Annotated in this window: 23 protein-coding genes, 5 pseudogenes and 2 CRISPR repeat arrays; of the genes and pseudogenes, 13 read left to right on the top strand and 15 right to left on the bottom strand. The window is 70.2% G+C overall.

Annotated features, from left to right (window positions below; genetic code table 11):
- Positions 1 to 39 precede the first annotated feature (39 nt).
- A pseudogene (locus ACZ4WZ_RS14605) lies at positions 40 to 319 on the bottom strand (helix-turn-helix domain-containing protein); the annotation flags it as partial.
- A 263-nt stretch (positions 320 to 582) separates the two neighbouring features.
- Positions 583 to 1,344 carry a helix-turn-helix domain-containing protein gene (locus ACZ4WZ_RS14600; protein WP_467889741.1) on the bottom strand — a complete coding sequence of 254 codons (762 nt, stop codon included), beginning with the start codon at positions 1,342 to 1,344 and terminating at the stop codon, positions 583 to 585.
- Between ACZ4WZ_RS14600 and ACZ4WZ_RS14595 the strand changes: the two genes are divergently transcribed.
- From ACZ4WZ_RS14595 to ACZ4WZ_RS14565, 7 genes and pseudogenes are all read left to right on the top strand, one after another.
- A complete protein-coding gene (locus ACZ4WZ_RS14595) occupies positions 1,339 to 1,710 on the top strand; it encodes a MauE/DoxX family redox-associated membrane protein (RefSeq protein ID WP_467889739.1) in 372 nt (123 codons plus the stop codon). The two genes, ACZ4WZ_RS14600 and ACZ4WZ_RS14595, sit on opposite strands and share 6 nt — an antisense overlap.
- A gap of 67 nt (positions 1,711 to 1,777) precedes the next feature.
- A complete protein-coding gene (locus tag ACZ4WZ_RS14590; protein ID WP_467889737.1) occupies positions 1,778 to 2,920 on the top strand; it encodes an NAD(P)/FAD-dependent oxidoreductase in 1,143 nt (380 codons plus the stop codon).
- A 119-nt stretch (positions 2,921 to 3,039) separates the two neighbouring features.
- Positions 3,040 to 4,473: direct repeats of the CRISPR family, unit length 29 nt; unit sequence GGGTTCATCCCCGCGGGTGCGGGGAGCAG.
- 1,549 nt (positions 4,474 to 6,022) lie between these two features.
- Complete coding sequence (locus tag ACZ4WZ_RS14585) at positions 6,023 to 6,319, top strand: hypothetical protein (RefSeq protein WP_467889734.1); 297 nt, start codon at positions 6,023 to 6,025, stop codon at positions 6,317 to 6,319.
- Positions 6,320 to 7,080: 761 nt separating this feature from the next.
- A CRISPR array of direct repeats spans positions 7,081 to 8,028; the repeat unit is 29 nt; unit sequence GGGGTCATCCCCGCGGGTGCGGGGAGCAG.
- 140 nt (positions 8,029 to 8,168) lie between these two features.
- Positions 8,169 to 8,375: an SAM-dependent methyltransferase gene (locus ACZ4WZ_RS14580; protein ID WP_467889731.1), complete on the top strand. Its 207-nt coding sequence runs from the start codon at positions 8,169 to 8,171 to the stop codon at positions 8,373 to 8,375.
- 811 nt (positions 8,376 to 9,186) lie between these two features.
- Positions 9,187 to 10,272: a globin domain-containing protein gene (locus ACZ4WZ_RS14575; RefSeq protein WP_467889729.1), complete on the top strand. Its 1,086-nt coding sequence runs from the start codon at positions 9,187 to 9,189 to the stop codon at positions 10,270 to 10,272.
- Positions 10,273 to 10,353: 81 nt separating this feature from the next.
- Positions 10,354 to 10,953, top strand: coding sequence for a pyridoxamine 5'-phosphate oxidase family protein (locus ACZ4WZ_RS14570; protein ID WP_467889726.1), 600 nt, complete (start codon positions 10,354 to 10,356; stop codon positions 10,951 to 10,953).
- A 92-nt stretch (positions 10,954 to 11,045) separates the two neighbouring features.
- Positions 11,046 to 11,495: pseudogene (locus tag ACZ4WZ_RS14565) on the top strand (protein kinase domain-containing protein); the annotation flags it as partial.
- 253 nt (positions 11,496 to 11,748) lie between these two features.
- Here the strand turns inward: ACZ4WZ_RS14565 and ACZ4WZ_RS14560 are convergent.
- The 3 genes and pseudogenes from ACZ4WZ_RS14560 to ACZ4WZ_RS14550 all read right to left on the bottom strand — a co-directional run.
- Positions 11,749 to 12,102 (bottom strand): annotated as a pseudogene (locus ACZ4WZ_RS14560) (transposase); the annotation flags it as partial.
- 192 nt (positions 12,103 to 12,294) lie between these two features.
- Positions 12,295 to 12,798: a GNAT family N-acetyltransferase gene (locus tag ACZ4WZ_RS14555; RefSeq protein WP_467889723.1), complete on the bottom strand. Its 504-nt coding sequence runs from the start codon at positions 12,796 to 12,798 to the stop codon at positions 12,295 to 12,297.
- A gap of 274 nt (positions 12,799 to 13,072) precedes the next feature.
- A pseudogene (locus ACZ4WZ_RS14550) lies at positions 13,073 to 13,520 on the bottom strand (relaxase domain-containing protein); the annotation flags it as partial.
- 509 nt (positions 13,521 to 14,029) lie between these two features.
- On the opposite strand from ACZ4WZ_RS14550, the gene ACZ4WZ_RS14545 reads away from it, so the two are divergent.
- Positions 14,030 to 14,902, top strand: coding sequence for a neutral zinc metallopeptidase (locus tag ACZ4WZ_RS14545; RefSeq protein ID WP_467889720.1), 873 nt, complete (start codon positions 14,030 to 14,032; stop codon positions 14,900 to 14,902).
- Positions 14,903 to 15,516: 614 nt separating this feature from the next.
- Here ACZ4WZ_RS14545 and ACZ4WZ_RS14540 read toward each other — a convergent pair.
- Together ACZ4WZ_RS14540 and ACZ4WZ_RS14535 are read right to left on the bottom strand one after the other, a co-directional pair.
- On the bottom strand, positions 15,517 to 16,155 hold the full coding sequence (locus ACZ4WZ_RS14540; protein ID WP_467889718.1) for a flavin reductase family protein: 639 nt from the start codon (positions 16,153 to 16,155) through the stop codon (positions 15,517 to 15,519).
- Positions 16,156 to 16,435: 280 nt separating this feature from the next.
- On the bottom strand, positions 16,436 to 16,609 hold the full coding sequence (locus ACZ4WZ_RS14535) for a hypothetical protein (protein WP_467889715.1): 174 nt from the start codon (positions 16,607 to 16,609) through the stop codon (positions 16,436 to 16,438).
- A gap of 93 nt (positions 16,610 to 16,702) precedes the next feature.
- On the opposite strand from ACZ4WZ_RS14535, the gene ACZ4WZ_RS14530 reads away from it, so the two are divergent.
- Entirely contained in the window at positions 16,703 to 17,143 is a 441-nt protein-coding gene (locus ACZ4WZ_RS14530; RefSeq protein WP_467889713.1) for a DUF6086 family protein, read from the top strand.
- A gap of 72 nt (positions 17,144 to 17,215) precedes the next feature.
- Here the strand turns inward: ACZ4WZ_RS14530 and ACZ4WZ_RS14525 are convergent, their stop codons facing one another.
- Both ACZ4WZ_RS14525 and ACZ4WZ_RS14520 read right to left on the bottom strand, forming a co-directional pair.
- On the bottom strand, positions 17,216 to 18,214 hold the full coding sequence (locus tag ACZ4WZ_RS14525; RefSeq protein ID WP_467889710.1) for a nuclear transport factor 2-like protein: 999 nt from the start codon (positions 18,212 to 18,214) through the stop codon (positions 17,216 to 17,218).
- 235 nt (positions 18,215 to 18,449) lie between these two features.
- Positions 18,450 to 18,548 (bottom strand): annotated as a pseudogene (locus ACZ4WZ_RS14520) (cation transporter); the annotation flags it as partial.
- A 425-nt stretch (positions 18,549 to 18,973) separates the two neighbouring features.
- Here ACZ4WZ_RS14520 and ACZ4WZ_RS14515 point away from each other — a divergent pair.
- Positions 18,974 to 19,435: a hypothetical protein gene (locus tag ACZ4WZ_RS14515; protein WP_467890103.1), complete on the top strand. Its 462-nt coding sequence runs from the start codon at positions 18,974 to 18,976 to the stop codon at positions 19,433 to 19,435.
- 137 nt (positions 19,436 to 19,572) lie between these two features.
- Here the strand turns inward: ACZ4WZ_RS14515 and ACZ4WZ_RS14510 are convergent, their stop codons facing one another.
- The gene (locus tag ACZ4WZ_RS14510; protein WP_467889708.1) at positions 19,573 to 19,758 is read right to left on the bottom strand and encodes an NPCBM/NEW2 domain-containing protein; all 186 of its coding nucleotides are present in this window, start codon (positions 19,756 to 19,758) and stop codon (positions 19,573 to 19,575) included.
- A gap of 244 nt (positions 19,759 to 20,002) precedes the next feature.
- On the opposite strand from ACZ4WZ_RS14510, the gene ACZ4WZ_RS14505 reads away from it, so the two are divergent.
- A complete protein-coding gene (locus ACZ4WZ_RS14505) occupies positions 20,003 to 20,920 on the top strand; it encodes a formylglycine-generating enzyme family protein (protein ID WP_467889706.1) in 918 nt (305 codons plus the stop codon).
- Positions 20,921 to 21,050: 130 nt separating this feature from the next.
- On the opposite strand, the gene ACZ4WZ_RS14500 is transcribed toward ACZ4WZ_RS14505, so the two are convergent.
- The 5 genes from ACZ4WZ_RS14500 to ACZ4WZ_RS14480 form a co-directional block, all read right to left on the bottom strand.
- The gene (locus ACZ4WZ_RS14500; protein ID WP_467889703.1) at positions 21,051 to 21,611 is read right to left on the bottom strand and encodes an alkaline shock response membrane anchor protein AmaP; all 561 of its coding nucleotides are present in this window, start codon (positions 21,609 to 21,611) and stop codon (positions 21,051 to 21,053) included.
- 89 nt (positions 21,612 to 21,700) lie between these two features.
- Complete coding sequence (locus tag ACZ4WZ_RS14495) at positions 21,701 to 22,348, bottom strand: DUF6286 domain-containing protein (RefSeq protein WP_467889701.1); 648 nt, start codon at positions 22,346 to 22,348, stop codon at positions 21,701 to 21,703.
- Between the two features lie 33 nt (positions 22,349 to 22,381).
- Positions 22,382 to 22,786 carry an Asp23/Gls24 family envelope stress response protein gene (locus ACZ4WZ_RS14490; protein ID WP_467889699.1) on the bottom strand — a complete coding sequence of 135 codons (405 nt, stop codon included), beginning with the start codon at positions 22,784 to 22,786 and terminating at the stop codon, positions 22,382 to 22,384.
- A complete protein-coding gene (locus tag ACZ4WZ_RS14485) occupies positions 22,783 to 22,962 on the bottom strand; it encodes a DUF2273 domain-containing protein (RefSeq protein WP_467889696.1) in 180 nt (59 codons plus the stop codon). Before ACZ4WZ_RS14485 ends, ACZ4WZ_RS14490 begins: the two co-directional genes overlap by 4 nt.
- 62 nt (positions 22,963 to 23,024) lie before the next feature.
- On the bottom strand, positions 23,025 to 23,498 hold the full coding sequence (locus ACZ4WZ_RS14480; protein ID WP_467889693.1) for an Asp23/Gls24 family envelope stress response protein: 474 nt from the start codon (positions 23,496 to 23,498) through the stop codon (positions 23,025 to 23,027).
- 168 nt (positions 23,499 to 23,666) lie between these two features.
- Here ACZ4WZ_RS14480 and ACZ4WZ_RS14475 point away from each other — a divergent pair, with 168 nt between their 5' ends.
- Together ACZ4WZ_RS14475 and ACZ4WZ_RS14470 are read left to right on the top strand one after the other, a co-directional pair.
- On the top strand, positions 23,667 to 24,308 hold the full coding sequence (locus ACZ4WZ_RS14475) for an RNA polymerase sigma factor (protein WP_467890100.1): 642 nt from the start codon (positions 23,667 to 23,669) through the stop codon (positions 24,306 to 24,308).
- Complete coding sequence (locus tag ACZ4WZ_RS14470) at positions 24,299 to 24,916, top strand: hypothetical protein (RefSeq protein ID WP_467889690.1); 618 nt, start codon at positions 24,299 to 24,301, stop codon at positions 24,914 to 24,916. Before ACZ4WZ_RS14475 ends, ACZ4WZ_RS14470 begins: the two co-directional genes overlap by 10 nt.
- Positions 24,917 to 25,139 lie beyond the last annotated feature (223 nt).

The raw sequence follows: 25,139 nt of genomic DNA, 5'->3' as shown, positions 1-25,139 counted from the left end.
GTTCATCCCCGCAGGTGCGGGGAGCAGTGCTCTCCGGTCCGCATCGTACGCCCGGGCTACCGGCCCGGCTGGTGTCACCCGCCGACCTGATGCCTCCGCCCCGGGGCGTCCAGCCTCGGAGAGGAAGACCTCGAACCGCAAATGCAGTGTCGAGGATCGCCTGGGTGCCCGGGCGGGGCTCGGTTAACGCTTGAGGCTTCTCCCACTTGGAGACGGTCCGCACGCCGACACCAAGGTGCTCCGCGAACGCGCGACCGCTCAGCCTCACCGCCTTCCGCAGGGCCTTGGCCTCCAGTCCGGTCCAGTGGTGCACGGTCAGGCTTCATCCTCGGGGGTGCGGGGAGCAGGTAGTCAGGTGACGGGTCGCCGTGCGTGTAGGTGGGTTCATCCCCACGGTGCGCGGAGCAGCAGCAGTGACCGCTGCCGGCCTCCCGGCCGTCGGGTTCTGTCGGCGTACACCTGAACGCGGACAGTCCGGTACAGCAATACGTCCCCCGCTCTGAAGCCGGTTGAGTATCTGAGGAGGACCGGGGCCGCCAGATCCCTCAGGGGACGGGACATGTCGGGCCGGCAAGGGCCGCCCTACGCTTCAGTGCGCCGCAGAGAGGCAGGCGTACGCCCTATGAAGTCCCGCGCCGTACGGGTGAAGTGGGCCTGGTCGGCGAAGCCGGCGGTGGCTGCGGCCAAGGCGGCAGTCGAATCCGGCAGACCGGCGATCGCGGTGCGGAGCCGGCCCCATCGGCGCAGGCGGATCAGCGCAATGCCCACGTCCTGCCGGACCAGGGCGCGCAGCCGGGGGGCCGACAGGCCGACCTCGCTGGCGATGGAGGTGATGGGCATGTCCGGATCGCGAAACGTGCACAGATGGACGGCGTGAGCCACTCGCGGATCGAGCGGGGGCGGGTACCCGGCGAGTGCCCGCAGCTCGATGTGTACGGCGGCCAGGTCCACACCGGTGCCGGGGCCGTCGGAATCGGTGGCGCCGAGCGCGGCGAGCAGGCGGCGGACCTCGCCGGCACCGAGCCGTACCGGTTCCGGGCAGGAGGGCAGCAGCCAGGAGTCGATGAACAGGGCGATGTAGGGCGAGGTCGCCGCACAGCTGTGGGTCAGCTGGGGCGGAACGATCAGCCCGGGCGCCGTCACCATGGGCCGTCCCGCCTGGAGGAGTTCGGCGTGGCCGCCGATCGGCAGCACGGCTTTCCACGCGGGCAGCTGGTGTGGGGCAACGCGGAACGGGCGGGATTCGGCGAACATCGTCGCCTCGGCGCCGGAGGCGAAGACGATGCGGCGATCGTTTTGTTCAAGTGCCCATGTGCGAGGTGAATGGATCATCGTGCCATGCACGCTATCGCTGCCGTCGCCTTGGCGGTGTTCCTGATCGTCACGGGGGTCATGCATTTCCTAGCCCCCGGCTACTTCCGCATGTTGGTGCCCGTCTGGCTCCGCCGGGAGAGGTTCCTCGTGGCGGTCACGGGGGCGGCGGAGGTGGTGGTGGGTGCGCTGGTGCTGGTTCCGTGCAGCCGGCCGACCGGAGGCTGGGCCGCCGCCGTCCTGATCGGCTGTTACCTGGTGTCCCACGTGGACGCGCTGCGACGCGCGCGGCCGGACCGGCCCCGGCTGCTGGAACGGCCGGCCGGCGCGGTGGCTCGGCTGGTGGTGAACGTGCTGTACATCGCCTGGGCAGTCGCCGTGTCCAGATCCGCGGTCTGACACCGATGTGCGGCCAATTGTCCAAGGTGGCACCGAAGCCGCCCATCCTCCCAGAGGAAGTCATGCCATGAGCCATCGCCTCGTCGTCGTGGGCGCCGGTTACGCCGGTCTGCTGGCGGCCAAGCGCCTCGCCCGCAAGCTGCGCCGCAGTGATGTCGCCATCACACTGGTCAATGCCTCAGACCGGTTCGTGGAACGGGTCCGGCTCCATCAGCTGGCCGCCGGGCAGAGATGGGCGGCGCCATCGTTGCGTCAGCAGCTCAGCGGTACATCGATCCAACTGGTCGTCGGTCGTGTGACCTCGATCGACACCACTGACCGAACCGTGTATCTGGACCTCGCGCCCGGAGCGATCGGCTACGACACCCTGGTGTATGCGGTGGGCAGCGGGGCGCGGCTCGACGAGGCCCCGGGGGCAGTCGAGCATGCGTACACCGTCGCCACCCCTGAGCAGGCGACGCGGTTGCGGCACAAGGTTGCCGAGATTGCGCCAGGCGGCACTGTTGCGGTGGTCGGCGGAGGGCTGACCGGTCTGGAAACCGCCTCGGAGCTGGCCGAGAGCTACCCCGATCTGCGAGTCCGGCTGTTCACCGATGCCGATGACGTCGGGTCCGGGCTCACGCCGCGGGCCCGGACCCACCTACGGCGTGCTCTCAAGCGACTGGATGTCTCGCTTCATCCGAAGACCGTCGTCGCCGCAGTGCGCGAGGACGGCTTGGACCTCCGCGATGGCGCACCGTTCGCCGCTGACGCCGTTGTATGGACCACCGGGTTCCGTGCGCCGGAGCTGGCTCGCGCGGCGGGGTTCGCCACAGATGAGAGCGGCCGGATGCTCGTCGACGCCACCCTGCGCTCGGTCTCGCACCCCGAGGTGTACGCCGTCGGCGACGCGGCAGCCGGGATGTCGATGAGCGGGGCACCGTGCCGAATGTCCTGCCAGACAGCCCTGCACATGGGCCGAGGTGTGGCCGATGTCATCGCGGCTCGGCTGGCAGGGAGGGAACCCGGGCCCGTTCGGATCGGTTACGCCTTCACCAACATCAGCCTTGGCAGGCGTGACGGTGTCGTCCAGTTCACCCATGCCGACGACCGCCCGCGCAGGTTCGTCGTGACAGGACGCGCTGCGGCGGCTTTCAAGGAGGCTGTCGTGCGAAGCACGGTACGTTCCTGGGGGCGCGGCGAGTCGGGCAGTGATGAGTCGGATTCCTGAGCAGACAATCCGACTACCGCAGACGTTCTTGCGACCTTACGAGGTCCGCTCACGAACGCGTACCAGCACCTGGGGACGTTCACCTGTACGCGGCTGGGGAGCCAAAGCCGTACGCCGACAGGTTCATCCCCGCGGATGCGGGGAGCAGGAGTTCCTCGCAACTCAGATCCGCTGCCTGTCGGGTTCATCCCCGCGGGTGCGGGGAGCAGATCTCAGCGCGCGGCGCGTAGAAGGCGAAGTGGGGTTCATCCCCGCGGGTTCGGGGAGCAGGCGTCGACCGTCGTCGGGCTCTTCACGAACCTGGGTTCATCCCCGCGGGTGCGGGGAGCAGAGGAGGACCCTGCGGTCGAAGTGGGCGGCGCCGGGTTCATCCCCGCGGGTGCGGGGAGCAGTACAAGCACGCGACTCAGGGCCGCTCGATTGAGGGTTCATCCCCGCGGGTGCGGGGAGCAGGGCCAACGGCGGTAGCGGGGCGGGATTGTCGGGGGTTCATCCCCGCGGGTGCGGGGAGCAGTGCCCGCGTGACGGTGCTTGTCGCGGCCCCGGTGGTTCATCCCCGCGGGTGCGGGGAGCAGTGGGAATGACTGATCGGAGGAGTCGATTGCCGAGGGTTCATCCCCGCGGGTGCGGGGAGCAGCCCGACCACCAGCACCGTTACCGCCGGGTCGAGGGTTCATCCCCGCGGGTGCGGGGAGCGGCAGAACGACTCGTTCGTCATGGACGAGGGCCGGGGTTCATCCCCGCGGGTGCGGGGAGCAGTCCAGTTCCTCGACTGCCTTGGTCAGCAGGGAGGGTTCATCCCCGCGGGTGCGGGGAGCAGCAGGCGACCAGGTAGGGCATGCCCGGGGAGCCGGGTTCATCCCCGCGGGTGCGGGGAGCAGCATCGAGTGCGAGGCCGGCGTAACGCCGTCACGGGTTCATCCCCGCGGGTGCGGGGAGCAGAGCAGAGGACGGATGAGTGTCTGGGCAGCAGTGGGGTTCATCCCCGCGGGTGCGGGGAGCAGAGCCGGCCTCCCCGGAGTAGACCCCGAGCCATGGGTTCATCCCCGCGGGTGCGGGGAGCAGTGCAGGCGTCTGCGGCTGTGAGGCGGCGGTGCGGGTTCATCCCCGCGGGTGCGGGGAGCAGCAGTCCTTGACCCGGGTGTCGTACCAGCCGTCGGGTTCATCCCCGCGGGTGCGGGGAGCAGCGCCGTCGTGGACGTCACCGGCACCCCGGACAGGGTTCATCCCCGCGGGTGCGGGGAGCAGCCGGCCGCCTCCACGGCCTGGAGCAAGGCCTTGGGTTCATCCCCGCGGGTGCGGGGAGCAGCCGAGGAGGAAGGCCCGCAGGTCGTCGTCCTCGGGTTCATCCCCGCGGGTGCGGGGAGCAGACAGCAGCCCTCGGGCTTGATGGCCGCATGCAGGGTTCATCCCCGCGGGTGCGGGGAGCAGAAAGCCGTGGCTTGAATTCCTCTCCATGGCTTGGGTTCATCCCCGCGGGTGCGGGGAGCAGGGCTCTTCCTGAACGGCGGCAGGCGGTGCGGTGGGTTCATCCCCGCGGGTGCGGGGAGCAGGCTTCCTGAGCTGGGACTCTACGCGGGCAGGGACCTGTTTTCAGGCACTTTCAAAGATTCCGGCAATTCGGACACAGGCTCATATCGAGGTCACAGCAAGCCACCGGCAGGGGCACAAACGGCCGATGCCCTCGGGGCATGTCCCGCCCGGGCATGTCGCGCGCCCTGGACCACCCGAAGCGCCTGACTCGTGAGTGATCACCGGCGGCGGAGCAGGCATGACAGGGGTCGGGGGCGAGCTGTGCCGGCGGAGCGGACGGTCTGCTGCGCGGACCACCGCCCGCGACGAGCGTCAGCACCCGCGAGCGGTCCCACCAGCCCCTTGACCGTCCACATAAAGGTGGCAGAGCTCAATGGGACGTGTACAAGCCGGAGCAGGCAGCGACGCCCAAGTCCTACCGTGCTGCGGCATCGCCAGGCGCTCGGTCCGGCACCGGGTGCTACGGGGGACCCTAGGTGATGCCCACCCTCGGCGCGGGCATACGAGGGGGGTCACGAAGGACGGGCACAGCTGCACCGCCCGATACGCGAGCGGGTAGACGTACATCCGGCATTGGAAGAACGTCGACCAGGCGGAGAGGAAGGCCTCGCGCCACCACCAAACGCGTGGCTCGATGCTCCAGCTGGCCGGTAGCACCGCACGCACTCGCAGGTGCAGGGAACGGGGTCCCCAGAGCCGCCCCTACCGCCTCATGGTGGAAGCGCGCCGCGTCCAGGGGACCCGCACGAAGGGATGTACGGAAGGCATCCCCGCGGGTCCGGGGAGGAGCCGGTGGTGAGGCCGACCGTGCTGGCCATGCGGGGGTCGTCCCCTTGGTGCGGGAGGAGCAGGTCCAGGCCTTATTCGGGACGGCCTTCTCCGAGGTCGCTTTGTACACGTCGAAGGGCTCAGGCCCAACGTCGGCGGACCCGTGGCAACGGTCTCCGGCTTCCCAGACAAAGGTTCGCCCGCAGAGAACGGTCTCTCTACCCTGAGTCGCAGCGGGAGTGCGCGCATTCCCGCAGGTTGCGGTGCCGTGGCAGAGCGGCCCATTGCGATCGACGTGGGGGAGGTCCCTCCCACGGCGACTGGCGGAGACGGGGCGGACCTGCTCCTATCTGTCCGCGGGTTCGAATGCCGTCGACACTGCAGCCGACCTGGACTTGGTCCAGCGCATGGACCCGCCACATCGCATCAGGTCCGCAGAAGTGGTGCCGGAGCCCGCCGAAGAGCAGCGTTTCGACAGAGTTCAGGAGTGACCCTGGCCATCGCGCCGAGCCGTTGTTCATGACTACGGGAGGCACCGCCCACCGCTGGAAAGTCGTACCGCCGGTCGGGGCGTCCCCCGGGCCGGGGGCGGCCTTCGGAGAGCACCGGTACAGCGGTGCTCCAGGGCAACGGCTGCCTCGACGAGGGGCGGGTCTTCTGTGCCGTCGGCCTGTGGCCCGGCTACGCCATCGGACGAGGCAGCTGGGCGACACGGCGGCTTCGGACTTCTATCCCCGTATTCGGTACGGCCGCGTGCTAGAGATGGAGGGCAAATACTCCCAAATCAGGAGGTATAGGACCATGCGCACAACTCTTCTCCGTGCGACGGCGGCGCTGGGTGCCGCGGCGGTGCTGGCCATCTGCGGCGCCACCGCGGCCAGCGCCGACGGCCTGGGCAACGCAGGCATCGGCAACGACGGCATCGGCAACGCAGGCGTTTTCAACGACGGCATCGGCAACGCGGGCGCCTTCAACGACGGCATCGGCAACGCGGGCATCGCCAACACGGGTCTGGGCACCGCGGGCATCGCCAACACGGGCATCGGCAGCGCCGGCATCGGAAACTCAGGCATCGGCAGCGCCGGTATCGGCAACTGAGCGGGCTCACAGCCCCCGCACCACCAGGCCGCACGACGCGCCCGGCTGACGCCGGGGCCGGTTCACCCGGGCTGCCCCCTCCACCAGCGGGCGGCCCGGGTGTACAGCGTCGAGCGGCCGGCCCGCGAGGATGGCGAACCACACGCGGAATCGGCTTCGCCTCCTCGCACGAGAACCCCGCCGCCCGCGAGCGCCCCTCGGGTGCGGGGAGCATGACGGCGTCGTGACTGCCGACGTACGCGGGTGCGGGAAACAGGGCACCCCCATGTCCACCGCGCAGGCGGCGCCGGGGTCATCCCAGGTCGCGCCGTCCCAACGGTCGAGGCCGGTCCGGGGTCATCCCCGAGAGTCCGGGGAGCAGTTTCCGGTGAGCAGTCCCTGGCCCAGCGGCTTGGGGTCATCCCTGCGGGTGCGGGGAACAGAGAGGCTTGCCCTCCTCGTTGAGGAACCGGATGGGGTCATCCCCGCGGGTGCGGGGAGCAGCGGCCGTACTGCCGGGCCGCCACGAGGCGGCGGGGGTCATCCCCGCGGGTGCAGGAAGCAGTCCAGGCTCGGCTTGCTCTTGCCGTCCCGCAGGGGGGTCATCCCCGCGGGTGCAGGAAACAGTCCAGGCTCGGCTTGCTCTTGTCGTCCCGCAGGGGGGTCATCCCCGCGGGTGCGGGGAGCAGAAGGTCCGCGACATCGCTCAGGCCTGCGGCCAGGGGCATCCCCGCCGGGTGCGGGGAGCAGCCACGAGTTCGTCGACACGGACGGGCCGCGCACGGGGTCATCCCCGCGGGTGCGGGGAGCAGAGTACGCGGCGGCGGACAAGCTCCTGTCGGCGGGGGTCATCCCCGCGGGTGCGGGGAGCAGCAGCACAACGGCTGGTGGATGGCCCTGACCGGCGGGGTCATCCCCGCGGGTGCGGGGAGCAGAAACTGCGCACCGCCAGCGCGGAGTTCGACCAGGGGTCATCCCCGCGGGTGCGGGGAGCAGGGCAGCACCTTCGACAAGCCCACGAAGGAGCAGGGGTCATCCCCGCGGGTGCGGGGAGCAGGCAGAACGCCCCCACCCGCGAGGGGTGGGGGCGGGGTCATCCCCGCGGGTGCGGGGAGCAGAGAAGTAGTGGGCGGGCAGGGAGGCCAGACCCGGGGTCATCCCCGCGGGTGCGGGGAGCAGAAAGCGGGGCGGCATGAACACCGTTCACATCGGGGGTCATCCCCGCGGGTGCGGGGAGCAGCACTCGGACACTGTCCGCTGGGACATGGTCCCGGGGTCATCCCCGCGGGTGCGGGGAGCAGTGCCCCCGCCAGCTCAGGGGAAGGAGTTGCCCGGGGTCATCCCCGCGGGTGCGGGGAGCAGCCGGCCGACCAGGAGACCGCGAAGTGAGCGCCGGGGTCATCCCCGCGGGTGCGGGGAGCAGGCGTCCTCCGCGCTGACCAGTCTGCTTACTCAGGGGTCATCCCCGCGGGTGCGGGGAGCAGAATGGGACTGGGCCCGGTGGCAGCCGGGCCCTGGGGTCATCCCCGCGGGTGCGGGGAGCAGTTCACCCGCCTTATTCAGGAGTGGTGGAATTCGGGGGTCATCCCCGCGGGTGCGGGGAGCAGCCCCCGGGACTGGCTGTCGCCGACGGAGGCCCGGGGGTCATCCCCGCGGGTGCGGGGAGCAGAAGAGCGGTGCCAGTGAGGCGGTCACGGCCGCGGGGTCATCCCCGCGGGTGCGGGGAGCAGGCTTCGTGAGCTGCAACGTTAGACGAGCAGTCGGCTGTTCTGAAGCACTTCTGCTGATACCGGCATTCCAGGCAAACCTGCGTGAATGCTCCACAAGCTGCCTTCTTCAGCCGGGTGCTTCGCCAGCCTCCCTCCCGACGATGATCATCGACCGCAGCGCCTTCGGCGCAGGATCCCCGGCACAGGCACAGGCTTCGGCGCCCCGGCTCCTCGACATCGGCTGCGGGGACGGGGGGCTCGTCCGGCATCTCCACCACCGGCTCGGCTACCGCGACACCGGGGTCGACTGCGCCCCCAGCGCCCTCGCCGCCGCGCGGTGCTCCGAGCAGGGTTCCGGGCCGGAGTAGCGGCTGGTGGACTTCGCCGACGACGACCTCGGGGAACTGCCAGAGCCCGCGTACGCGGCGGTGACCTGGCGCCTGGTCTACCGGTGGGTTGACGACAAGCCCGCCTTCCTGGACCGCGTACGGCGCGTCCTCGCGCCCGGCGGTGTCTTCTGGGTCGTCACCGAAGTAGTCGGCCCGGGAGCTTCCCGCGTTCGCGGAGCCGCTGCGCGGGCTGCTCGTGGGCGGCGTGGGGGGTGTGGCAGCCGGAGCAGCTGCCCGCCTTCCCGGCGCTCCTGCCCCCTCGGCTGCTCTGACGGCGGCAGACCCTGCGGCCGACAGGGACTCGGTGGCCGTCGGCGACGGTTGGCGGCGAAGCGCCGTTTACCGGGTATATCGCCCGAACGGAACAGGCCCGTACCGGACATACCCCTTAGCTACTTCTGAGTCACCCACGCGGTCATGTAGCGTCCGGAAGCGCTTGATCCGTTTCCCTGACGCCAGCCCGATGAGGACTCATGCTCGCCAACTGCGACGCCCCGATCGCCGCTGCCCTGAGACGAGGGTTCCCCGCGGGTCCCGCCCTCAGCACGTTGCGACAGCCCGCCCCGAAGACCGGTGCCGACCCCCGCTCTGAGGGCAGGTCATCCCGCATAGCGGATGGAGGAGCGCTGGTCCCTTGAGATTCCGGCTGAATCGCCCGAGCGGCCCGCCCGCGCCGCCATCTCCGGAGTTCCCGGTACCCACCCCGGCCGTACCCGCCCAGGAGCCGACGGCCGTCGAAGCACCTCTGTCGGCCCACGAGATAGAGCTCATACGTGCCTCGGTCTCTGTGGTGGAGCCCCTCGCCGCAGACATGACGGTCTACTTCTACGCGATCCTCTTCGCCCGCTACCCCGAGGTCCGTCCGATGTTCCCGCCCGGGATGGACGCCCAGCGCGGCCGCCTGTTGCGCGCGCTGCTGCGCATCGTGGACCTGGTCGACGATGCCGAGGGCCTCGTGCGCTTCTGCGGACACCTGGGGCGCGATCACCGCAAGTTCGGCACGCTCAGCGCGCACTTCCCAGCCGTGGGCGAGTGCCTCCTCGCCTCCCTGGCCCGCTACGCCGGCCCCGCGTGGACCGCGGACATCGCGGCCGCCTGGACCAAGGCCTACGGCGCGGTCGCCCAGGTGATGATCAGTGCTGCCGAGCAGGACGAAGCGGTACGTCCCGCCGTATGGCCCGCTACGGTCGTGCACCACCTCTCACGCGGACACGGCCTGGCCGAGATCACGGTGCGCCCCCACATTCCCTACGCGTACGCCGCCGGGCAGTACGTCAGCGTCGAGACCCCGTGGTGGCCGAAGGCGTGGCGCTACTACTCCCCCGCCAACGCGCCCCGCGAGGACGGCACCCTCACCTTTCACGTACGCGCGGTGGCCGGCGGTACCGTCAGCAGCGCGCTGGTACACCGGGCCGTGGTCGGCAGCGTCATCCAGCTGGGGCCCCCGATGGGGGACATGGTCCTGGACACCGCCATGTACGGCGACCTGCTGTGCGTCGCCGGCGGCACCGGACTCGCTCCGATCCGCGCGCTCGTCGAAGAGGTCGCCCGGCGCGGCGAACGCCACCAGGTCGACCTGTTCCTCGGAGCCCGCACCGGCGCCGAGCTGTACGGGGTCGACGACATGCTGCGGATGGCACAGCGGTACCACTGGCTGACCGTCAGGGGTGCGGTGTCCGACGAGTACATCCCCGGCATCAGGGGGTCCCTGCCGGAGGTACTGGCCGAGTACGGACCGTGGTACCAGCACGACGTCTATCTCAGCGGCCCGGCGCAGATGGTCGTCTCCGCCACCGAGACGCTCACTCTGGGCGGCACCTCGCCCGACCGCATCCATCACGACCCGTTCGAGACGCCCGTCCTGTCCCTTCCCTGAGCCAAGCGCTCGCCCGTCCTGCCAGGAGTACGCCCCGTGAGCTTGCCCCCGACGCACTTTGGATCAGCAGGTGAACACCGGTTGCAGCGGCAACTGGGCACCGGCGACCGCGCTGCGCGGTTCTACGATCAGCAGGTACGCCCCTGCCTCACGCCCGACATGCGGGACTTCATAGGCCGTCAGTCCATGGTCTTCCTCGCCACCGCCGACGCCCGTGGAGAATGCGACGCCAGCTTCCGCGCCGGGCCGCCGGGGTTCGTCCACGTCATTGACGACCGCACGCTCGCCTACCCCGAATTCCGCGGAAACGGGGTGTTCGCCAGCGCCGGCAACATGACGCAGAACCCCCACCTGGGCATGCTGTTCGTGGACTTCACCCACCACCGCGTGGGTCTCCACGTCAACGGCGTGGCCCGGCTCTACACCGACGCGGGCCTGCGCGCCCTCCACCCCGGCCTGCCCACCGACGTCTCACCCGGGCGTGATCCCGAGATGTGGGTCCACCTGAGCGTCGAGGAGGCCTACATCCACTGCTCGAAGTACATACCCCACCTGGAACCGGCCCCACACGCCACCGGCCATGACCCCGCGCGTCCCAAAGACGCGAACTACTTCACCGGGCCACGGCACGGCGCAGGCCGGTCCGTCCCCGCACAGGGCGCCTCGCAACCGGCAGGGTGACCGTAGCGGACGAGAGACGCGGGCTCGAGCCGCCGTTGATTCGGGCCCGCGACCCGCCGGACAGGACCTGCCCCGTGGGCTACGGTCCTGCCGTGGAGCCATTGATCGCTGAAGACCCGTCCCGCATAGGCCCGTACCGCCTCATCGCCCGCCTCGGCGCCGGCGGCATGGGGCTGGTCTATGTGGGCCGTTCGGACGTCGGCCGGACCGTCGCGGTCAGGGTCGTGCAGGCCGAGTACGCCAAGAACGCCGAGTTCCGGCGGCGGTTCGCCCACGAGGTGGCCGCCGCGCGGAGGGTGGGCGGGACCTGGACGGCGGCGGTGCTCGTCGCCGACACCGACGAGGCTGTGCCGTGGGTGGCGACGCAGTACGTCGCCGGTCCGTCGCTGCGGGACGTGGTGGTCCGGGACTTCGGTCCGCTGCCGGAGGCCTCGGTACGTTCCCTCGAGAGCGGTCTGGCACGGGCGTTGACCGAGATCCATGCGGCGCGCCTGATCCACCGGGACCTCAAACCGCAGAACGTCCTGGTGACGGTGGACGGGCGGGGAGACGGCCTCACCTGCGCCGCCGAGCACGCCGCCCTCCCTGCCCGGCGCGCCTGACAGTGCGGCCTCCGACCGTCCGGCCCCCAAGAGGCTGCCTGCCTGGCTCCGCCTCATCGTGGCCGTCGCCGCCGTCCTCGTCACCGCCTTCATCGTGACCAGGATCGCCTAGGGCGGTCGCCCGCTCGCGCGTCCCACTGGCCGATGGACTCGCCCAGGGCTCGGCGCTGCTGTTCCTCGCGGGTGATCTGTTTCATGAGCATGCCACGGCCGGTGTACAGGTCGACGGGGGCAGCCTCGTAACGGCCGCGCATTCTGGGCGTGCGGGAACGGCAGCGATCACCGCCTCGCTGGTGGCGGGCAGGGTCTCGTAGTCCCGGGCCGGACGGCGGCAGTTCATCAACCACGCGAACGTGCGCTCTACCACCCACCGCCTCGGAAGCACCACGAACCCTGCCATGTCGTCGGTGCGCTTGACGATCTCCAAGGTCAGGGCGAGTTCGTCCCGGCACCAGCCGACGGGGGAGCCGGTGTAGCCGCCGTCGGCCAGCACGAGGGTGATGTCGCGGTGCAGACGGCGCAGCCGCATCAGCAGGCCCGCCGACGCGGCGGGCGGGTTGAAGCCAACATGCTCGGGAACGTACAAGAAAGACAACAGGGCCTCCTGGAACCACTCGGAATGGAATCGCACCCCGAGCTACCAGGAGGCCCTGCTTTCACGCGCGGAAACCGCCGCAGTCACCCGATCAAGACTCCCGTTCGATCGACGGCCTTCGAGATCGGTACGGGCAACAACCACTTACGTGTCCGGATGCTCCGGCAGGGCGAGCCAGTCCGACCAGGAGATCTCGCGGCCGAGGAAGCGCGGCTGCTCGAACGGCCAGTCCGCGGCGATCCACTGCGGCACCAGCGCGTCGAGGGCCTGCTCGACCTTGCTGCCCACCAGCTCGTCCACCACCCACCAGGAGATCTCACCGTCCGCGCCGGCCCTCTCCGGCGGGTCGATGTAGACACAGCCGAGCAGAGCTGTCTCCGCCGCGTCGAACAGCGCGTAGTTGAAGGACTGGTGTGCGGCGATCTCCTTCTCGTGCCGCAACAGGTCAGCCCGGTCGGCCTCATAGGTCATGGTGGCCGCGGGCCAGCCCCAGGCCGGGCCGAAGATGGTCCACAGCCGCTCGCGCGAACCCATCACAGCCGGATAGTCGAGCGGGATGTCCGCCTCCCGGATCGGCCGCAGGTGATGGCCACCGCCCGGCAGCGGTACCAGGACGGGGTGGACGAAGTCATCGGGAAGCCAGCTCATGGCGCCCGACCGTAGCAGCGCGCGGCCGTCCGCTCTTCTGGATTTTCCCCGTATACCGCCAGGCCCTGCTCTCATGCCGGGCAGGGCCCGCGATCACCCGATCGAGACCCCCGTTCGATCGACAGACTCCGTGATCGGTATGGCAACGGCTTCTCACACGCTCCACCGCGGCGACGCCCCTCCTCCTCCCCCCGGGCGCAAGCTGGGGCGCGGGCTCGGAGTGGTCGTCACGGCGACGGTGCGCGGCCGGGCCCGGGAATTCAGGCGGTCCGCGCCGGTAGACGGTGCAGGCGCCGAACGCGGCGACGGCTGAGGCCCGCCAGCGCTCGCGCAGCTCGGTCAGCGACAGCGGCACCGTTCGCTTCGGTGCGCGGGTCGGGTCGGCGGCCTGGCAGGCCAGCGCGTAGGCGGCCCGCTCCCCCGGCGGGTGCCCCTGCCACTCCTCCTACTCGGCGGTGAGGACGGGCAGCGCGTCCTCGATCTGCTGGCGGCTGGTGGACTGCCAGCCGATGAGCCGCTGGTCCATCCCGGCGATCTCCCTGACCGGGCGGCGACCGGGCGGCACCTCCCGCGGTTCGCACGCCCACCCGAGCCGTGCCGAGACCTCCTTCGTCATCAGGAGGGTGTAGAGGGCGTCGGCCGCGACGATGTGCGTCATCAAAGGAGCCGGCCGTCTGGTTGCCCACCGTGCCGTCCGGCCGCCGGGTGCGGATGGACCGCAGGGTGTGGGGCTGCAAACAGCCCAGCCGGAGGTGTGCGGGATTCCTCGTGGGGTGACATTGGGTCCTGGATGAGTCTTGGGACCAGGGAGGTGCTCGATGCGCATAGCCAGTCGCACCAAGTGGGCCGCTGGGGTGGTGACTGTCGCCCTCGCAGCGACGGCATGCGGCGGCGGGAGTGGCGCCGACGGCGGTGACGGCGGCGACACTGACATCGTCCGTAGCTGACCAGCTCGCCGGGTCGATCGCTGGACTTTGTGACGAACACCGAGCGCGTTGAGCGCATCGTCAGCACGGGAACGGGTCTGCCGACGCACGGGGCTTCGATCGCTGAAGCGCCGGCCTGTCGCCGAACCCGGATCAGAGTGCCGACGAGGTGCGGTGCGGCCCGGAACGCGGTGGCGAGCTGACAGTTGCACCGACCTCCCGGCGGGCCGTCCGCCAGTACGTGGACGGCAGGCCGCTCAGGGGTGTGCGAGGCCAGGTTGCCCGCGGCCGGGGGCGGGCGCAGGGTGGAGGTGAAGGCCAGACGTCGGGAGATTGTCATGCGATGCTGCAAAGGGCTCGTCGGCGTGTGCTCGGGATTGCTCGCCGCGCTGGTCGTGGTGACGGGCGTTTCGCCCGGTGCGGCCGCCGCACCCGTGCCGCCACCCACTCCCACCGGCCCGCCAGCGCACGCGCAGGACATTCCCACCGGAACGCCCGAGGGACTCGCCGAGTACCTGCGCTTTTCCTACGGCAACATCGCCGTCTACTGGGCAGAGCACTTCAAGAAGCTCGGCCTGACCGGGTCCTCCGCCTTCTACACCATCCCGATGGCCGGTGAAACCTACCGCAGCGCCTGCGCGGCGGAACCGATCACATCGAACACGCAAAGCGTCTTCTACTGCCCGGCGGACCGCTTCACCAACGACAACGGCATCACATACACCGGCGGGATCTTCTTCCCGATCAACGAGGCGGTGAAGCTGCGCGACGCGAACGGCGACTTCGCGGCCGCGACCGTAATGGCCCATGAGTACGGCCACGAGGTCCAGCAGGCCTACATGGAGCAGAGGCGCTGGCGGGACATCGTGTTGATGAGGAACAACGAGCCCGTCCTGGACCAGCAGGGCCGCCCGGTACCGGTGAAGGAGTTGGAGCTGATCGCGGACTGCTTCAGCGGTGCGTGGAGCCGTCACGCCAAGGAGCAGGGATATGTGGACCGGGCCGATCTGAATGCGGCCGTCAACGCCCTGATATCCGTCGCCGACCAGGTGGTCGGCGGAGTCAGGCACCCCCACGGCAGCAAGTACGAACGGACCACGGCCTACGCCCTGGGGTACGACCGGGGCGACCCGGAGCAGTGCGTAAAGCAGTACTGGTCCAGCGAAATCTTCGATTGACCCCCGCCTGGCCTGGGTCGGAAGCTGACGTGGCTTCGCGGTACTGCCCATGATCACCGGGCCACCTGCGGTCCCTGTGTCCAGCGCACCTGGAGACAGGACGACTCCCCGATATCGGACCGCCCCGGCCGCCGCCCCTTCCACGGCGGCACCCCGCAGGTGGGCTGGCCATGCCAGTGGCACCCGCAGTCCACCCGACCGCTGGAATTTGGTCGAGGAGCCAGGCGATGACCGCGCACCGGTCGAACTACGGGTGCGTGTCCGTGCCGGCCACCGGGGCGGGGAAGTCGATCTGCCGGCAGCGCCAGTTCACCACCGGGGTCCGGCCCACCCTGTCAATTCGCGCCACCTCCGCCAGGACCACCCGGTCGCTGGCCGGGGCGAACGGGTGGACGCCGGCGAGCGGAGGGCGGCAGCCCGCCGCATGGGCGCACGGCTACCCGTCCACGCGGGGACGGGTTCCCGGCGTGCACATGACGGGCTCTTTTCCACCTTCTGGTTTGGGCACGCAGGGCGCCCGCCGGTCGGGCGGCCTTGAGTCGTATCCCCATCCCCTGCATGCCGTGACCGTCTCGCACATTGGTCACCAGGTGCGGGCGGGCGCCACATGCTGCTCAGACGGTCGTGGACGGGCGTTGGTGCGGCATGTTCCAGCCCTCGGCGAGCCTCGAGGGGTGGATGTTGTGCCCACCGCCGAAGAACTCGCAGAACTTCATGATCAGTGGGTCCCAGCCGAGCGGGTCCATGTAGCGCGTGCCGGGGATGACCAGATGTTCCTCAACATGGGCACGAAGGACCTCGACCTCGAAGGCGGTGGCGTGTGACTCGGGGCCGCCGAACGGATGGGTGGCGACCACCCGGCACTCCAACTGAACCGCACATTCCGAGATTCTGGGCGCCCGGACCAGGTCAGACGCCTGCTCGGTCAGTCGGGCTGCCAAGAACTTGTCCGGCTCGTACCGGTAACCCTGCTTCGTCTTGTGGTCCGGCACGGCCGGCTTCCCGGTGGTGAGCGCGATCCGGTCGACGGCATCGACCATCGCCGACGAGGGCAGGTTGAGCACGCACTCGCCTTCTCGCAGCAAATTCGCTGTGGTCTGGGCGCTGTTGCCAAGACCGAGCATGCATGACTGGCCCAGCCACCACGCCGAGGACATCGGCGCGAGGTTCGCGGTGCCGTCCTCGTTGAGCGAGCTGATCAGCACCACTGGGGTTCCGAAGTAGAGGACCTTGAGTCCCGGGACGACGTGCATGCGCTGCGCCTTTCGCCAAGTGCCAAATGAACAGGAGCGCGATCGGGTACGCGAGCCTTCGCCGACTCTCTCGTGAGCGACACCACCGACGCTGGCGGAAATACGCCATCTCGTTCGCCGCCTTGTGTTGCACGGCACCGGGAAATGGGGGCTCGACCGGCAAGAGTCGTAGGCCCCCATTGGCCGCGGCGGCGTCACGTTCCCCGGTCGATGGACCACGGGGCCGACGTTCAGCATCCGCGGTTGTGAAGGCTGGGCCAGCCCCGCACGGTCAGGCGCTTCACCAGGTAGGCGGCACCTCCGGAGTGCCCTCGAAGCCTTCTGCGCCGCTGCGCGCAGCGCGTCGTTGCTCGCGGGGGTCGGCGACGATCCGCCTGATCGCCACGCGGTCGTCCTCGGTCTGCCCGATCCGCAGACCCGTCTGCAGGAAGTACGAGCGGTCTGCGGCGGTCATCTGCCACCGCCGTCTGGCCAAGACCTAACCCTGACGACGGCAACGATTCGGCTGGATACGCTGGCCTGTCATGACCAGCTGAAAGGTGCCGCGATGAGCCAGTACTTCGACCTCGGCGACGAGACTCTGTGGAACCCGTCCAACGGAGCTTCCCGCATGTTCCAGCGCCAGATAGCGGTCTTCGAAGCGGAGCTGGAACTCCCATCGGGCATCGGGCCGATGGAGAACGACGAGTGCCAGATCAGCCCCGACACCTTCGAAACATTCGTCAACGCCCTCCTGACGCAGCACCGAAGATCAGGCCACGCCATCTGGCTCGCGCTCTCCGAAGGCTTCACTGCCACCGTGCTCGTTCTCGCAGAACGCGCCGCGGTCAAGGTGGACTGGGCACGACACGGAGCCGCTCCGGAAGGCCCGCTCCAAGACGTGCAGGTTTCCACCGTCACCGGGATGTCCGCCCCTGCGGGAGGGGCGGCCTGGGCTGCGGGCCTGCGCGAGAGGGCACGGGAGCTGGGATCCCGCATGCCCCGTTGACCGGAGCAGCCGCGTCCGGCGAACCGATCGCGATCCCTCACCGCTGAAAGCACGCCGTAAGTAGCGACGTCCTTAGCTGGCAAGTGCCTTGAACAGGCCGCGGATCGTGTCCTGGTCCGCGATCACCGGCAGGGTGTCGAAGTAGAGCTCCCATTCCCCCTTCGGGCCGATCCGCTCGACGATCCCGAAGGGGATGCCGGTGCCACTGGGGTCGCCGGGGTCGTTCATCGTGCCGTGCCACTCGACGTATGTGGTGGTGCGGCCGAATGCGACCTGGCCGGCCTTGAACTCGACGTCGGCGTTCTCGAACAGCCGCTGCAGGTAGGCTGTCTTACCCGCCTGGGTGGTCAGCGGCCGGTCCAGGCCCGGTCCCGCCAACTCGGCATTTCCGGTACGGGCGGCCAGCGCGGCCGAGTCCCCGCTGTTCCAGGCGGCGAGGCGGGCGGCGATCTCCTGGGCGTGGAACCGGTCGGGGGCCGCTCCACGGGGCCCGGGGCCGGCGGGGTCGGCGATGCCGGTGAAGAGGGGACGGGGCCGCTGGGACTCGGGCAGGACCTCGAACAGCTCGTAGCGGTCGTAGTAGCGGCGGGCCTGGATGGTCTTGCCGTCGTCGCCGAGGACGTTGCGGGCGATCTGCGGGTAGCTGACCTTCTGGCCCTTGAGGGTGACCGTGTTCTGCTGGCCGAACATCATCACCGAGCCGTCGGCGACCACGTTCGTGCCGCGGTAGCGCAGATCCGGGGCGAGGCGGAGCGAGTTGGTGATCGAGGCGCCGATGGCGTCGTGGCCGCGCTGGGGCTTGCCGCCGGCCTCCCAGAGGCTGGCCTCCTCGTCGAAGATGTCCAGGTAGGTCTGGAGGCTGGGGGCCTCGCCGAAGGCGATCTGCCGCTTCATGAAGGCGCAGGCGTTCGGGGTGATCCGGCCTTCGAGGCGGTCCACCTTCTCGCGGACCTCGGCGCACTCGCCGCCCTCGGCGGTCGCGGCGGCGATGGCCGGCGCGCCGATGGTGAGGCCGGCGAGGAGAGTCGCCACCGCGAGCAGTCCGGTGCGCGTGTGCCGCCGTAGGTTCATGTTGTTCCTCGTTCCTGATCGCTTGATTGTCCGATCGCTTCGATGGATCAAGCTTCATCGAGGGCGCCGGGGAAAACGATTACCTGCCAGGTAATGCCGGGCGTGGACTGCGCGGATGCCGCTCGATCACCTTGAGGCCAGGTCCCCGAAGTTGAGCGGCAGCGCCTTGCCGCGCCCGCTCTGGAGGATTCTCTGGCCGTCGATCCCCAGTACGGGGTCAGCAGGTAGCGGGAGATGCGGACAAGTAGGTGCAGAGCAGGGTCTGCTTGGAGTCGGCGATCTCGCTGTCGGAGCCGAGTTCGCGGCCCAAGCTGCCACGTTCGGCGATGGAGACGGTCCACATGCGGACCTGTCGCGATTGGGTCGCCACCAAACTCCGCTGGGGCATGTCCGCCGACCAGGACGAGATCGACACCATCAGGTGTCTGGGCCGCCGGCCCCTGCGACGAGCAAGTCGTCCACTACAACCCCGCCCCTTAGCACATCGCCATGAGGGGCCCCGCCACCGGGTTGGTCCGGCCCCCCTGAGCTGCCGGTTTCGGCGGGAGCCCAGCGAGTGGTCTGCAGTGGGGTGCGCCTGGTCGAGTGGTACTGCTTCGCGGGCAACGGGATTCTCGACGGAACTGCGGTCCTCTGCTGCAGCGGACGGCCGCGCTGGCGCGACCACCACCTGGCCCCACTTCCACAAGTGCCTGCCAGGGCAGGAACCGAGCGACGGTCGTATCGGGCGGCGGGGCCGGTTCATCTAGAGTGATCTACATGGATATGCGGAGGATCGTCGCGGTGCTGGCCGAGGAAGCTGTACAGCAGGTCCAAGACCAGGTGTGGAAACTCGCGCCGAGCGACCGTGCGCTCGCCCTTGAGGCCGCGGCCGGTCTGCGCGGCGTCGTCGGCCCGCCGGACGTCCAGGAGGCCTTGCCGCAGATCAAGCGGCTCGAACACCTGCGGGAAACTCTCGCCGTCCTGGCCATCTCCCTCGCGCGTACTCACGGCCGTATGGCCTGGTTCATCTCCGGAGCTCTCAACGCGCTCGAACCGGTCCTGCGCTGGCGCGCCCTGCCGGCTGACCGTGGCGGCACCTTCGGCACCGTCCTCCCGAGTCCCGAGGAATACACGGAAGCGGAGGATGCCGTCCGCCGACTCCAGGACGCCCTTGCGCAGATCACCGCGTCGGTTGATCTCGATGGCGTTCGTCCGGATCAGGAAGCAACCGGAGCCTGAGCGACCACGGACGGTAGGAGTCGCGCCTGGGCGCAACCGGTGCAGCCCTTGATGCTGAGATCCCCGGGTAATCCACCTGTCCACCGACAAGCCGGCGCGCACGTCGAGGTCCACCGGTACGGGACCCCCCGCGCCGGTCAGCTTGCCGCTGGTGAACAGCACCTTCCCGTCGCCCCGCACCGAGGCCTTCGTCGCGCCGGTGGCCGCCTGGTTCGTGGAGAGTCGTCGATGCCGACGAGTGCGGTGAAGCGGTCCGCCGCTCCGCCGAGGTGGTAGACGATCTCGGAGGGCGCGTGGACGCCGAGGCCCTTCGCGTACGTCACTCCGCCGAAGGAGATCGGCGTGCCGTCTCCGGCCGCCTTGCGCCCGTTGGACCGGTCTTAACCTCATCGGCATGGCAGCAGTAAGCCTTCTCACCGCTCGCCGCCGCCTCGGTCGGGGCAGGCCGGCGAGCTGTCCGTATCCGGTCACCCCGGCATGACGGTCAGCACGCCTCTCCCCCGTACGAGCTGACGAACAGGCTGGACTCCGGGCACCCGCCCACACACACCCGTACGGAGCCGCCCCATGCGTTCCTGCTGCACCCCCGGACACCGTGACGCCACCACCGTCGTGCTCTCCCCGGCACCCCGGCCGCCGGCCCCCGCCGCGCAGCGGGCCTCCCGGCTGCTGGCCGACCTGCCGGGCTGGCGGTTCCTCATGGGCACCGACGACCCGGACGGCTTCGCGGCCGACGGTGAAGGGCCGGTGCGCGAGGTCTCCGTCGAGCCGTTCCGCATCGCCCCGACGACGGTGACCAACGCCCAGTTCGCCACCTTCGTCAAGGCCACCGGTCACGTCACCGAAGCCGAACGCTTCGGCTTCTCCTTCGTCTTCGGCGGCTTCCTGTCCGACGACGTCGCCGCCGTGTCCCGGCCGGTGGCGGCCGTCCCCTGGTGGCGGGCCGTCCCCGGCGCGAGCTGGTGCCACCCCGAGGGCGACGGCTCGTCCGTCACCGCACGCCGGAACCACCCAGTGGTGCACGTCTCCTGGAACGACGCCCAGGCGTACTGCGCACGGTCCGGCACCCGCCTGCCCACCGAGGCCGAATGGGAGTACGCGGCACGCGGCGGCCTCGAGCAGCGACGCTACCCGTGGGGCGACGAACTCACCCCCCACGGGCGGCACATGTGCACCATCTGGCGCGGCGACTTCCCCACCCTGAACACCGCGGGGGACGGCTACGAGGGCACGGCACCGGCGAGGTCCTTCCGCCCCAACGGCTTCGGCCTCTACAACATGGTCGGCGACGTGTGGGAATGGTGCGCCGACTGGTTCACGCCCGGAACCAGCCGTGTGATGCGCGGCGGCTCCCACCTCTGCCACGACTCGTACTGCAACCGCTACCGCGTCGCGGCCCGCAGCTCCAAGACCCCCGACAGCTCCACCGGCAACATCGGCTTCCGCGTGGCCCCGGACAGCGCCGCAGCGCGGCCGCCAGGCTGACACGGCGGGCGCGGCGCGGCGAGCCGCCCGCACCCCGGTATCCGCACAGAGCCCCGGCCGCGGGCCGACTCCGGGCGTGGTGATGCGCTTGCCCACTGTGGGGGCGTCTTCTGGGGCCGCATCGCAGGAGCTATGCGGCGCGGTGGGCTTTGTGCGGGGACACCTGCAGGCGCGCCCTTGCCGGAAGGGTCCGGCCGGTGGACTGGCGCGCACGTTCCAGCGGTCCGTCGCACAGCGCCTGCAGGACCGGCCCCGGCTCGGTGTCGGGAGTGAGGGCGAGGTCGAAGTGCGCTTCGGGACGGCGGGAGGAGCCGGTCATGCGTGCGCGGGCCTGCTGGACGCCGGGCAGGCGCCGGGCGTCGGCTGTCATGGCGTCGCTGAGGGCACGCTCGCTCAGTTCCACTGCCTCCACGGGGTCTGCGCCGACGGGTAGGGGGCCGGGATGAGTGCGGCGCAGTTGTGCCAGCAGCCACCACAGGGCGAGCAGGACGACGATGGCCAGGACGGCGATGACTGCGGGCCACCACCATCCCTCGCCGACCCAGCGCGTGCGGGTGGCGTCATCGAGCAGGACACCCTCGGACGTGGTCAGGGGCCAACCGTCGGGTGGTGTCATGCGCCAGCGCCGGTAGAGGTCGAAACTGCCCGCCAGGATCAGGAGGCCGGTGCCGAGCAGGATGATGCCGGCCAAGGCCAGAAGGACTCGGTTGACTGCGGTTTTCCTCTTCATGGGATCCCCATCCTGTCTCTCGCTCAGCGGCAGGCGCGCACCGGTGCGGACTACTTGCGGCGGGGGCGCACCTTGACGGCGAGCCGAGGAGGACGTGCGAGTTCGAGCCGGTCGCGCTCCGCCAGGAGAGCCACCAAGAGATCGGCCTTGACGTCGGCGGGGGCGCGGTAGCGCACGTCCGCGCGCGCCCCGAGGCGGTGGTGGCGCATCCGGACCCTGGCCGCGCTGACACCGGGGACCCGCATCGCTGCGTCCCGCAGCAGGAGCTCTGCGCTGGCGCGGTCCAGGACGGCGTGCGTCTGCGCGTCGGGAGCCTTCAGGGGCAGCTTGTGGCGCAGACCATGGGTGAGTGCCATGACGAGCATCCAGATGCCGAGGACGGCGATGACGGCGGCACCGACCCGTATCCAGATGTCATCCAAGGGGCGGGTGGCCAACTCGTCGGCCAGGCGCGCGCGCCAGGCCGCGGCACTCCGACCGGCACGGACCCTGACGACGTCGAACAAGAGGGTGCCTGCCGCGGCCCCGACGAGCAGGGCCGTGAGCGCGGCGGGTATCCGGCGCGCGGACCAAGGGCGGGGAGTCGGCCGGCCTTCGGCCGCAGGCTGTTTGCCCAGCTGCTCCACGGTGCGTGAGGTTACCTCGTCCGTCGCGGTGAGCTGTTGCGTTGCGGCCGGGGGTTCGGGGTGGCGTTCCATACCGGCTCTCCTTCCCGGGGGATGCGCTCCGGTTCACTGCACGCGCCGGTGTTCCCGGCCATCGGCGGATATCAGGTGCTCGATGGCGAGGGTCACCTCGGTGACGCGCATCCCCGTGAGGTGGGCGACCCGCTCGCTGACGTAGTGCTGCATCTGCTGCGAGACAGTGGCGAGGTCTGTCGGGTAGGGCAGGTCCACGGTCAGCCTCAGCCGGGCCGAGCCGCTGCCGGTGGTCGCGGAGGCGTGCGGGGCCGCCGGCTTCCCGTGCGCGGCCGAGGCGCCTGCGTGTGCGGCCAGTGCCTCCTTCGCGGCGCGGGCCGCGATGCGGGCCACCACCTTCTCCGGAATCACGGTGGCACCGCGCTCGGCCGCCGGCAGGACCGCCGCCTGGGCGGGAGCTGCCGCCCTGGGCAGAGAAGCGCCGGGTTGCGTTGTCACTGCCGGTCCCGGGAACGGGTGAAGTCGGACAGTTCGAGGTCACCCTGCAGCATGCGGCCGATGATCAGGCCCACCAGGCCCAAAAACGCCACCAGCAGGAACGCCCAGAAGCCGCCGAAATAGGCAGCGAAGCCCAGGGCCATGCCTGCAAGCAAGCCCACGGTTGCTGCGCTCATGTCACTCACCTGTACTTTCACGTCGGTCGTTTTCGACCCGGGGGCTGTGCCGGGTCGAGGGGTCACTGCACGCGGCCCGCGGATTCCTGGTCGTCCTCCTCGTCGGGCAGGTGGACGTCGTCGACGGCGATGTTCACCTCGACGACTTCGAGGCCCGTCATGCGCTCCACGGCTGTGATGACACTGGTGCGGACGTCGGCGGCGATGTCGACGATGGCGACGCCGTACTCGACGACGACATCGAGATCGACGGCGGCCTGCCGCTCCCCTACCTCGACCTTCACACCGCGGGACACGCTAGGGCGGCCGCCGGGGACCTTGTCCGTAACCGCCCCGAGCGTGCGGGACATGCCGGAGCCCAGGCTGTGGATGCCCGAAACCTCACGGGTGGCCATACCTGCAATCTTTTCGACCACACTGTCGGCGATGGTCGTCCGCCCCCGCGTCCCGGGCGCCGCGCCGGCGCCGCTCTGGCCCGTAAGGGCATCGCCCGCAGGAAGTGAGGCACTCGCGGCGGGGTTGGTGGTGTCCGACATGAGGACCTCCCCAGGATGTCCATCCATTTCGGCGCCGATGCGACGCCCTCACTGCTTAGACCCACCGCGAGGACATTCCTCACCCCCGTTCCCGCAGCGCGCCGATTTACCATCGAGGAGTGCGTACGCAAGCCGCGGCGACCGTCCTCGGCAGAAAGTGAACGGCGCATGCGCTCACGGACTAGCCCCTCTCCCCCGCATGACGCGGGCCTCCCATCGCGACCGGCATCATCCCCGGTCGACGGTGTTGCGCCCGGCCCGGACGCTCCCGGCGACCTGGACGACGGCGTGCTGGCGGTACGGGCGTGCGAAGGCGACGACGAAGCCTTCGCGGTCCTGGTCCGCCGACACAGCGGCCGTCTGCTCGCCCTCGGCCAGCACCTGCTCGGCAACCGTGCAGACGCCGAGGACGCGGTCCAGGACGCTTTCCTCAGCGCCTGGAGGCAGCTGCCTGAATTCCGCCACGGCGCCTCGTTCGGCACATGGATGTACCGGATCGTGACAAACCGCTGCCTCAACATGTTGCGCCGTCGGCCCCCACTGCCCCTGGAAAGCGTCCCGGAACCCGCTGCCGCGGACGCGGACAGCTCACCGCCCCACGTGGCCGAGACAGAAGCAGCCACTGCCGCTCTGAGGCGAGCGCTCATGGACATACGCCCCGAGCTACGCGTGTGCTGGGTCCTGCGGGAACTCCACGGCCTGCGCTACGAAGAAATCGCCCACATGGTGGGCAGCAGCGAGCAAACGGTGCGCGGCAGACTCTCCCGCGCCCGACGCGCTCTGATGGAGGCGATGCGCCCATGGCGCTAGACAATCCTCACCTGACCTCCGGCGGCCAGCCCGAAAGCGCAAGCGCCACACCCACCCGCGGCAACACCAAGCTGCTGGCCGGCGCGGCGTTCCTCCCCTGCGGGCGCCCCCTCGGCTGCGCCTGGGAACAGGTTCGCGCCCCGGCCAGCACGACCGACCCGCACAGCAGCCACTGCCCCTACTGCCGCGAAGCCATCGAAGGACTGACAGCCCTGGACCGGGCCACCCGTGCATTGCGCACGGCGGAACAACCCGACAGCCACCACCTGGCCAACCGCGTCATCAACGCGGTGCGCGCCGAGGTACGGCTGGGCATAGCCGAGAGCTCCGCCGCCAAGGTGCTGCGCCGGGCCGCCGACACCGTCCCCGGCGCCCGCGCCGCCAGCTGCCGACTGACTTCCTCCAAGGGCGGCCACGCCGTCCACATGGTCGCCATCACGGTCGCGGCCATGCTCGACAAGCCGCTGCCGGAGCGCGCCGAAGCAGTACGCCAAGCCGTCCTGCACGCCGCCGAGCACATCCCCGGCCTCGCCGTCACCACCGTCGACGTGGAAGTCAACGCCGTACTGGAGCCCTCCCGCGTGCCGAGCGGCGAACGGGCGAGCTGAGGGAAGGATGACCGCGTCGGCTCGGTGGAGACCGGCTACAAGACCACGGCGGCGTCACCGTGGTCCCCCGCACCACCTGGTCGAAGTCGCTACGCCGGACACCGAGCCGGCGGGCGGCCTCGTCCGGCCGAGAGACCAGCCGGCCCGCTCGGGCGAGGTGGCCCCCGCCGAGGCCGTCACACCCGGCCGGAGGAGCGGGAGCGGCACCCTGCGGAGCTGGTGT

This window comes from Streptomyces sp. NPDC029122 (assembly GCF_055569445.1).
This window is presented reverse-complemented; position numbering and strand designations above follow the sequence as displayed.

What these genes read in the sequence shown, in the direction of transcription:
- ACZ4WZ_RS14595 (WP_467889739.1), top strand. Translation starts at nt 1,339, where the DNA reads ATGCACGCTATCGCTGCCGTCGCCTTGGCGGTGTTCCTGATCGTCACG.
- ACZ4WZ_RS14590 (WP_467889737.1), top strand. Translation starts at nt 1,778, where the DNA reads ATGAGCCATCGCCTCGTCGTCGTGGGCGCCGGTTACGCCGGTCTGCTG.
- ACZ4WZ_RS14585 (WP_467889734.1), top strand. Translation starts at nt 6,023, where the DNA reads ATGCGCACAACTCTTCTCCGTGCGACGGCGGCGCTGGGTGCCGCGGCG.
- ACZ4WZ_RS14580 (WP_467889731.1), top strand. Translation starts at nt 8,169, where the DNA reads ATGATCATCGACCGCAGCGCCTTCGGCGCAGGATCCCCGGCACAGGCA.
- ACZ4WZ_RS14555 (WP_467889723.1), bottom strand. Translation starts at nt 12,798, where the DNA reads ATGAGCTGGCTTCCCGATGACTTCGTCCACCCCGTCCTGGTACCGCTG.
- ACZ4WZ_RS14540 (WP_467889718.1), bottom strand. Translation starts at nt 16,155, where the DNA reads ATGCACGTCGTCCCGGGACTCAAGGTCCTCTACTTCGGAACCCCAGTG.
- ACZ4WZ_RS14535 (WP_467889715.1), bottom strand. Translation starts at nt 16,609, where the DNA reads ATGACCGCCGCAGACCGCTCGTACTTCCTGCAGACGGGTCTGCGGATC.
- ACZ4WZ_RS14530 (WP_467889713.1), top strand. Translation starts at nt 16,703, where the DNA reads ATGAGCCAGTACTTCGACCTCGGCGACGAGACTCTGTGGAACCCGTCC.
- ACZ4WZ_RS14525 (WP_467889710.1), bottom strand. Translation starts at nt 18,214, where the DNA reads ATGAACCTACGGCGGCACACGCGCACCGGACTGCTCGCGGTGGCGACT.
- ACZ4WZ_RS14515 (WP_467890103.1), top strand. Translation starts at nt 18,974, where the DNA reads ATGGATATGCGGAGGATCGTCGCGGTGCTGGCCGAGGAAGCTGTACAG.
- ACZ4WZ_RS14505 (WP_467889706.1), top strand. Translation starts at nt 20,003, where the DNA reads ATGCGTTCCTGCTGCACCCCCGGACACCGTGACGCCACCACCGTCGTG.
- ACZ4WZ_RS14495 (WP_467889701.1), bottom strand. Translation starts at nt 22,348, where the DNA reads ATGGAACGCCACCCCGAACCCCCGGCCGCAACGCAACAGCTCACCGCG.
- ACZ4WZ_RS14485 (WP_467889696.1), bottom strand. Translation starts at nt 22,962, where the DNA reads ATGAGCGCAGCAACCGTGGGCTTGCTTGCAGGCATGGCCCTGGGCTTC.
- ACZ4WZ_RS14480 (WP_467889693.1), bottom strand. Translation starts at nt 23,498, where the DNA reads ATGTCGGACACCACCAACCCCGCCGCGAGTGCCTCACTTCCTGCGGGC.
- ACZ4WZ_RS14475 (WP_467890100.1), top strand. Translation starts at nt 23,667, where the DNA reads ATGCGCTCACGGACTAGCCCCTCTCCCCCGCATGACGCGGGCCTCCCA.
- ACZ4WZ_RS14470 (WP_467889690.1), top strand. Translation starts at nt 24,299, where the DNA reads ATGGCGCTAGACAATCCTCACCTGACCTCCGGCGGCCAGCCCGAAAGC.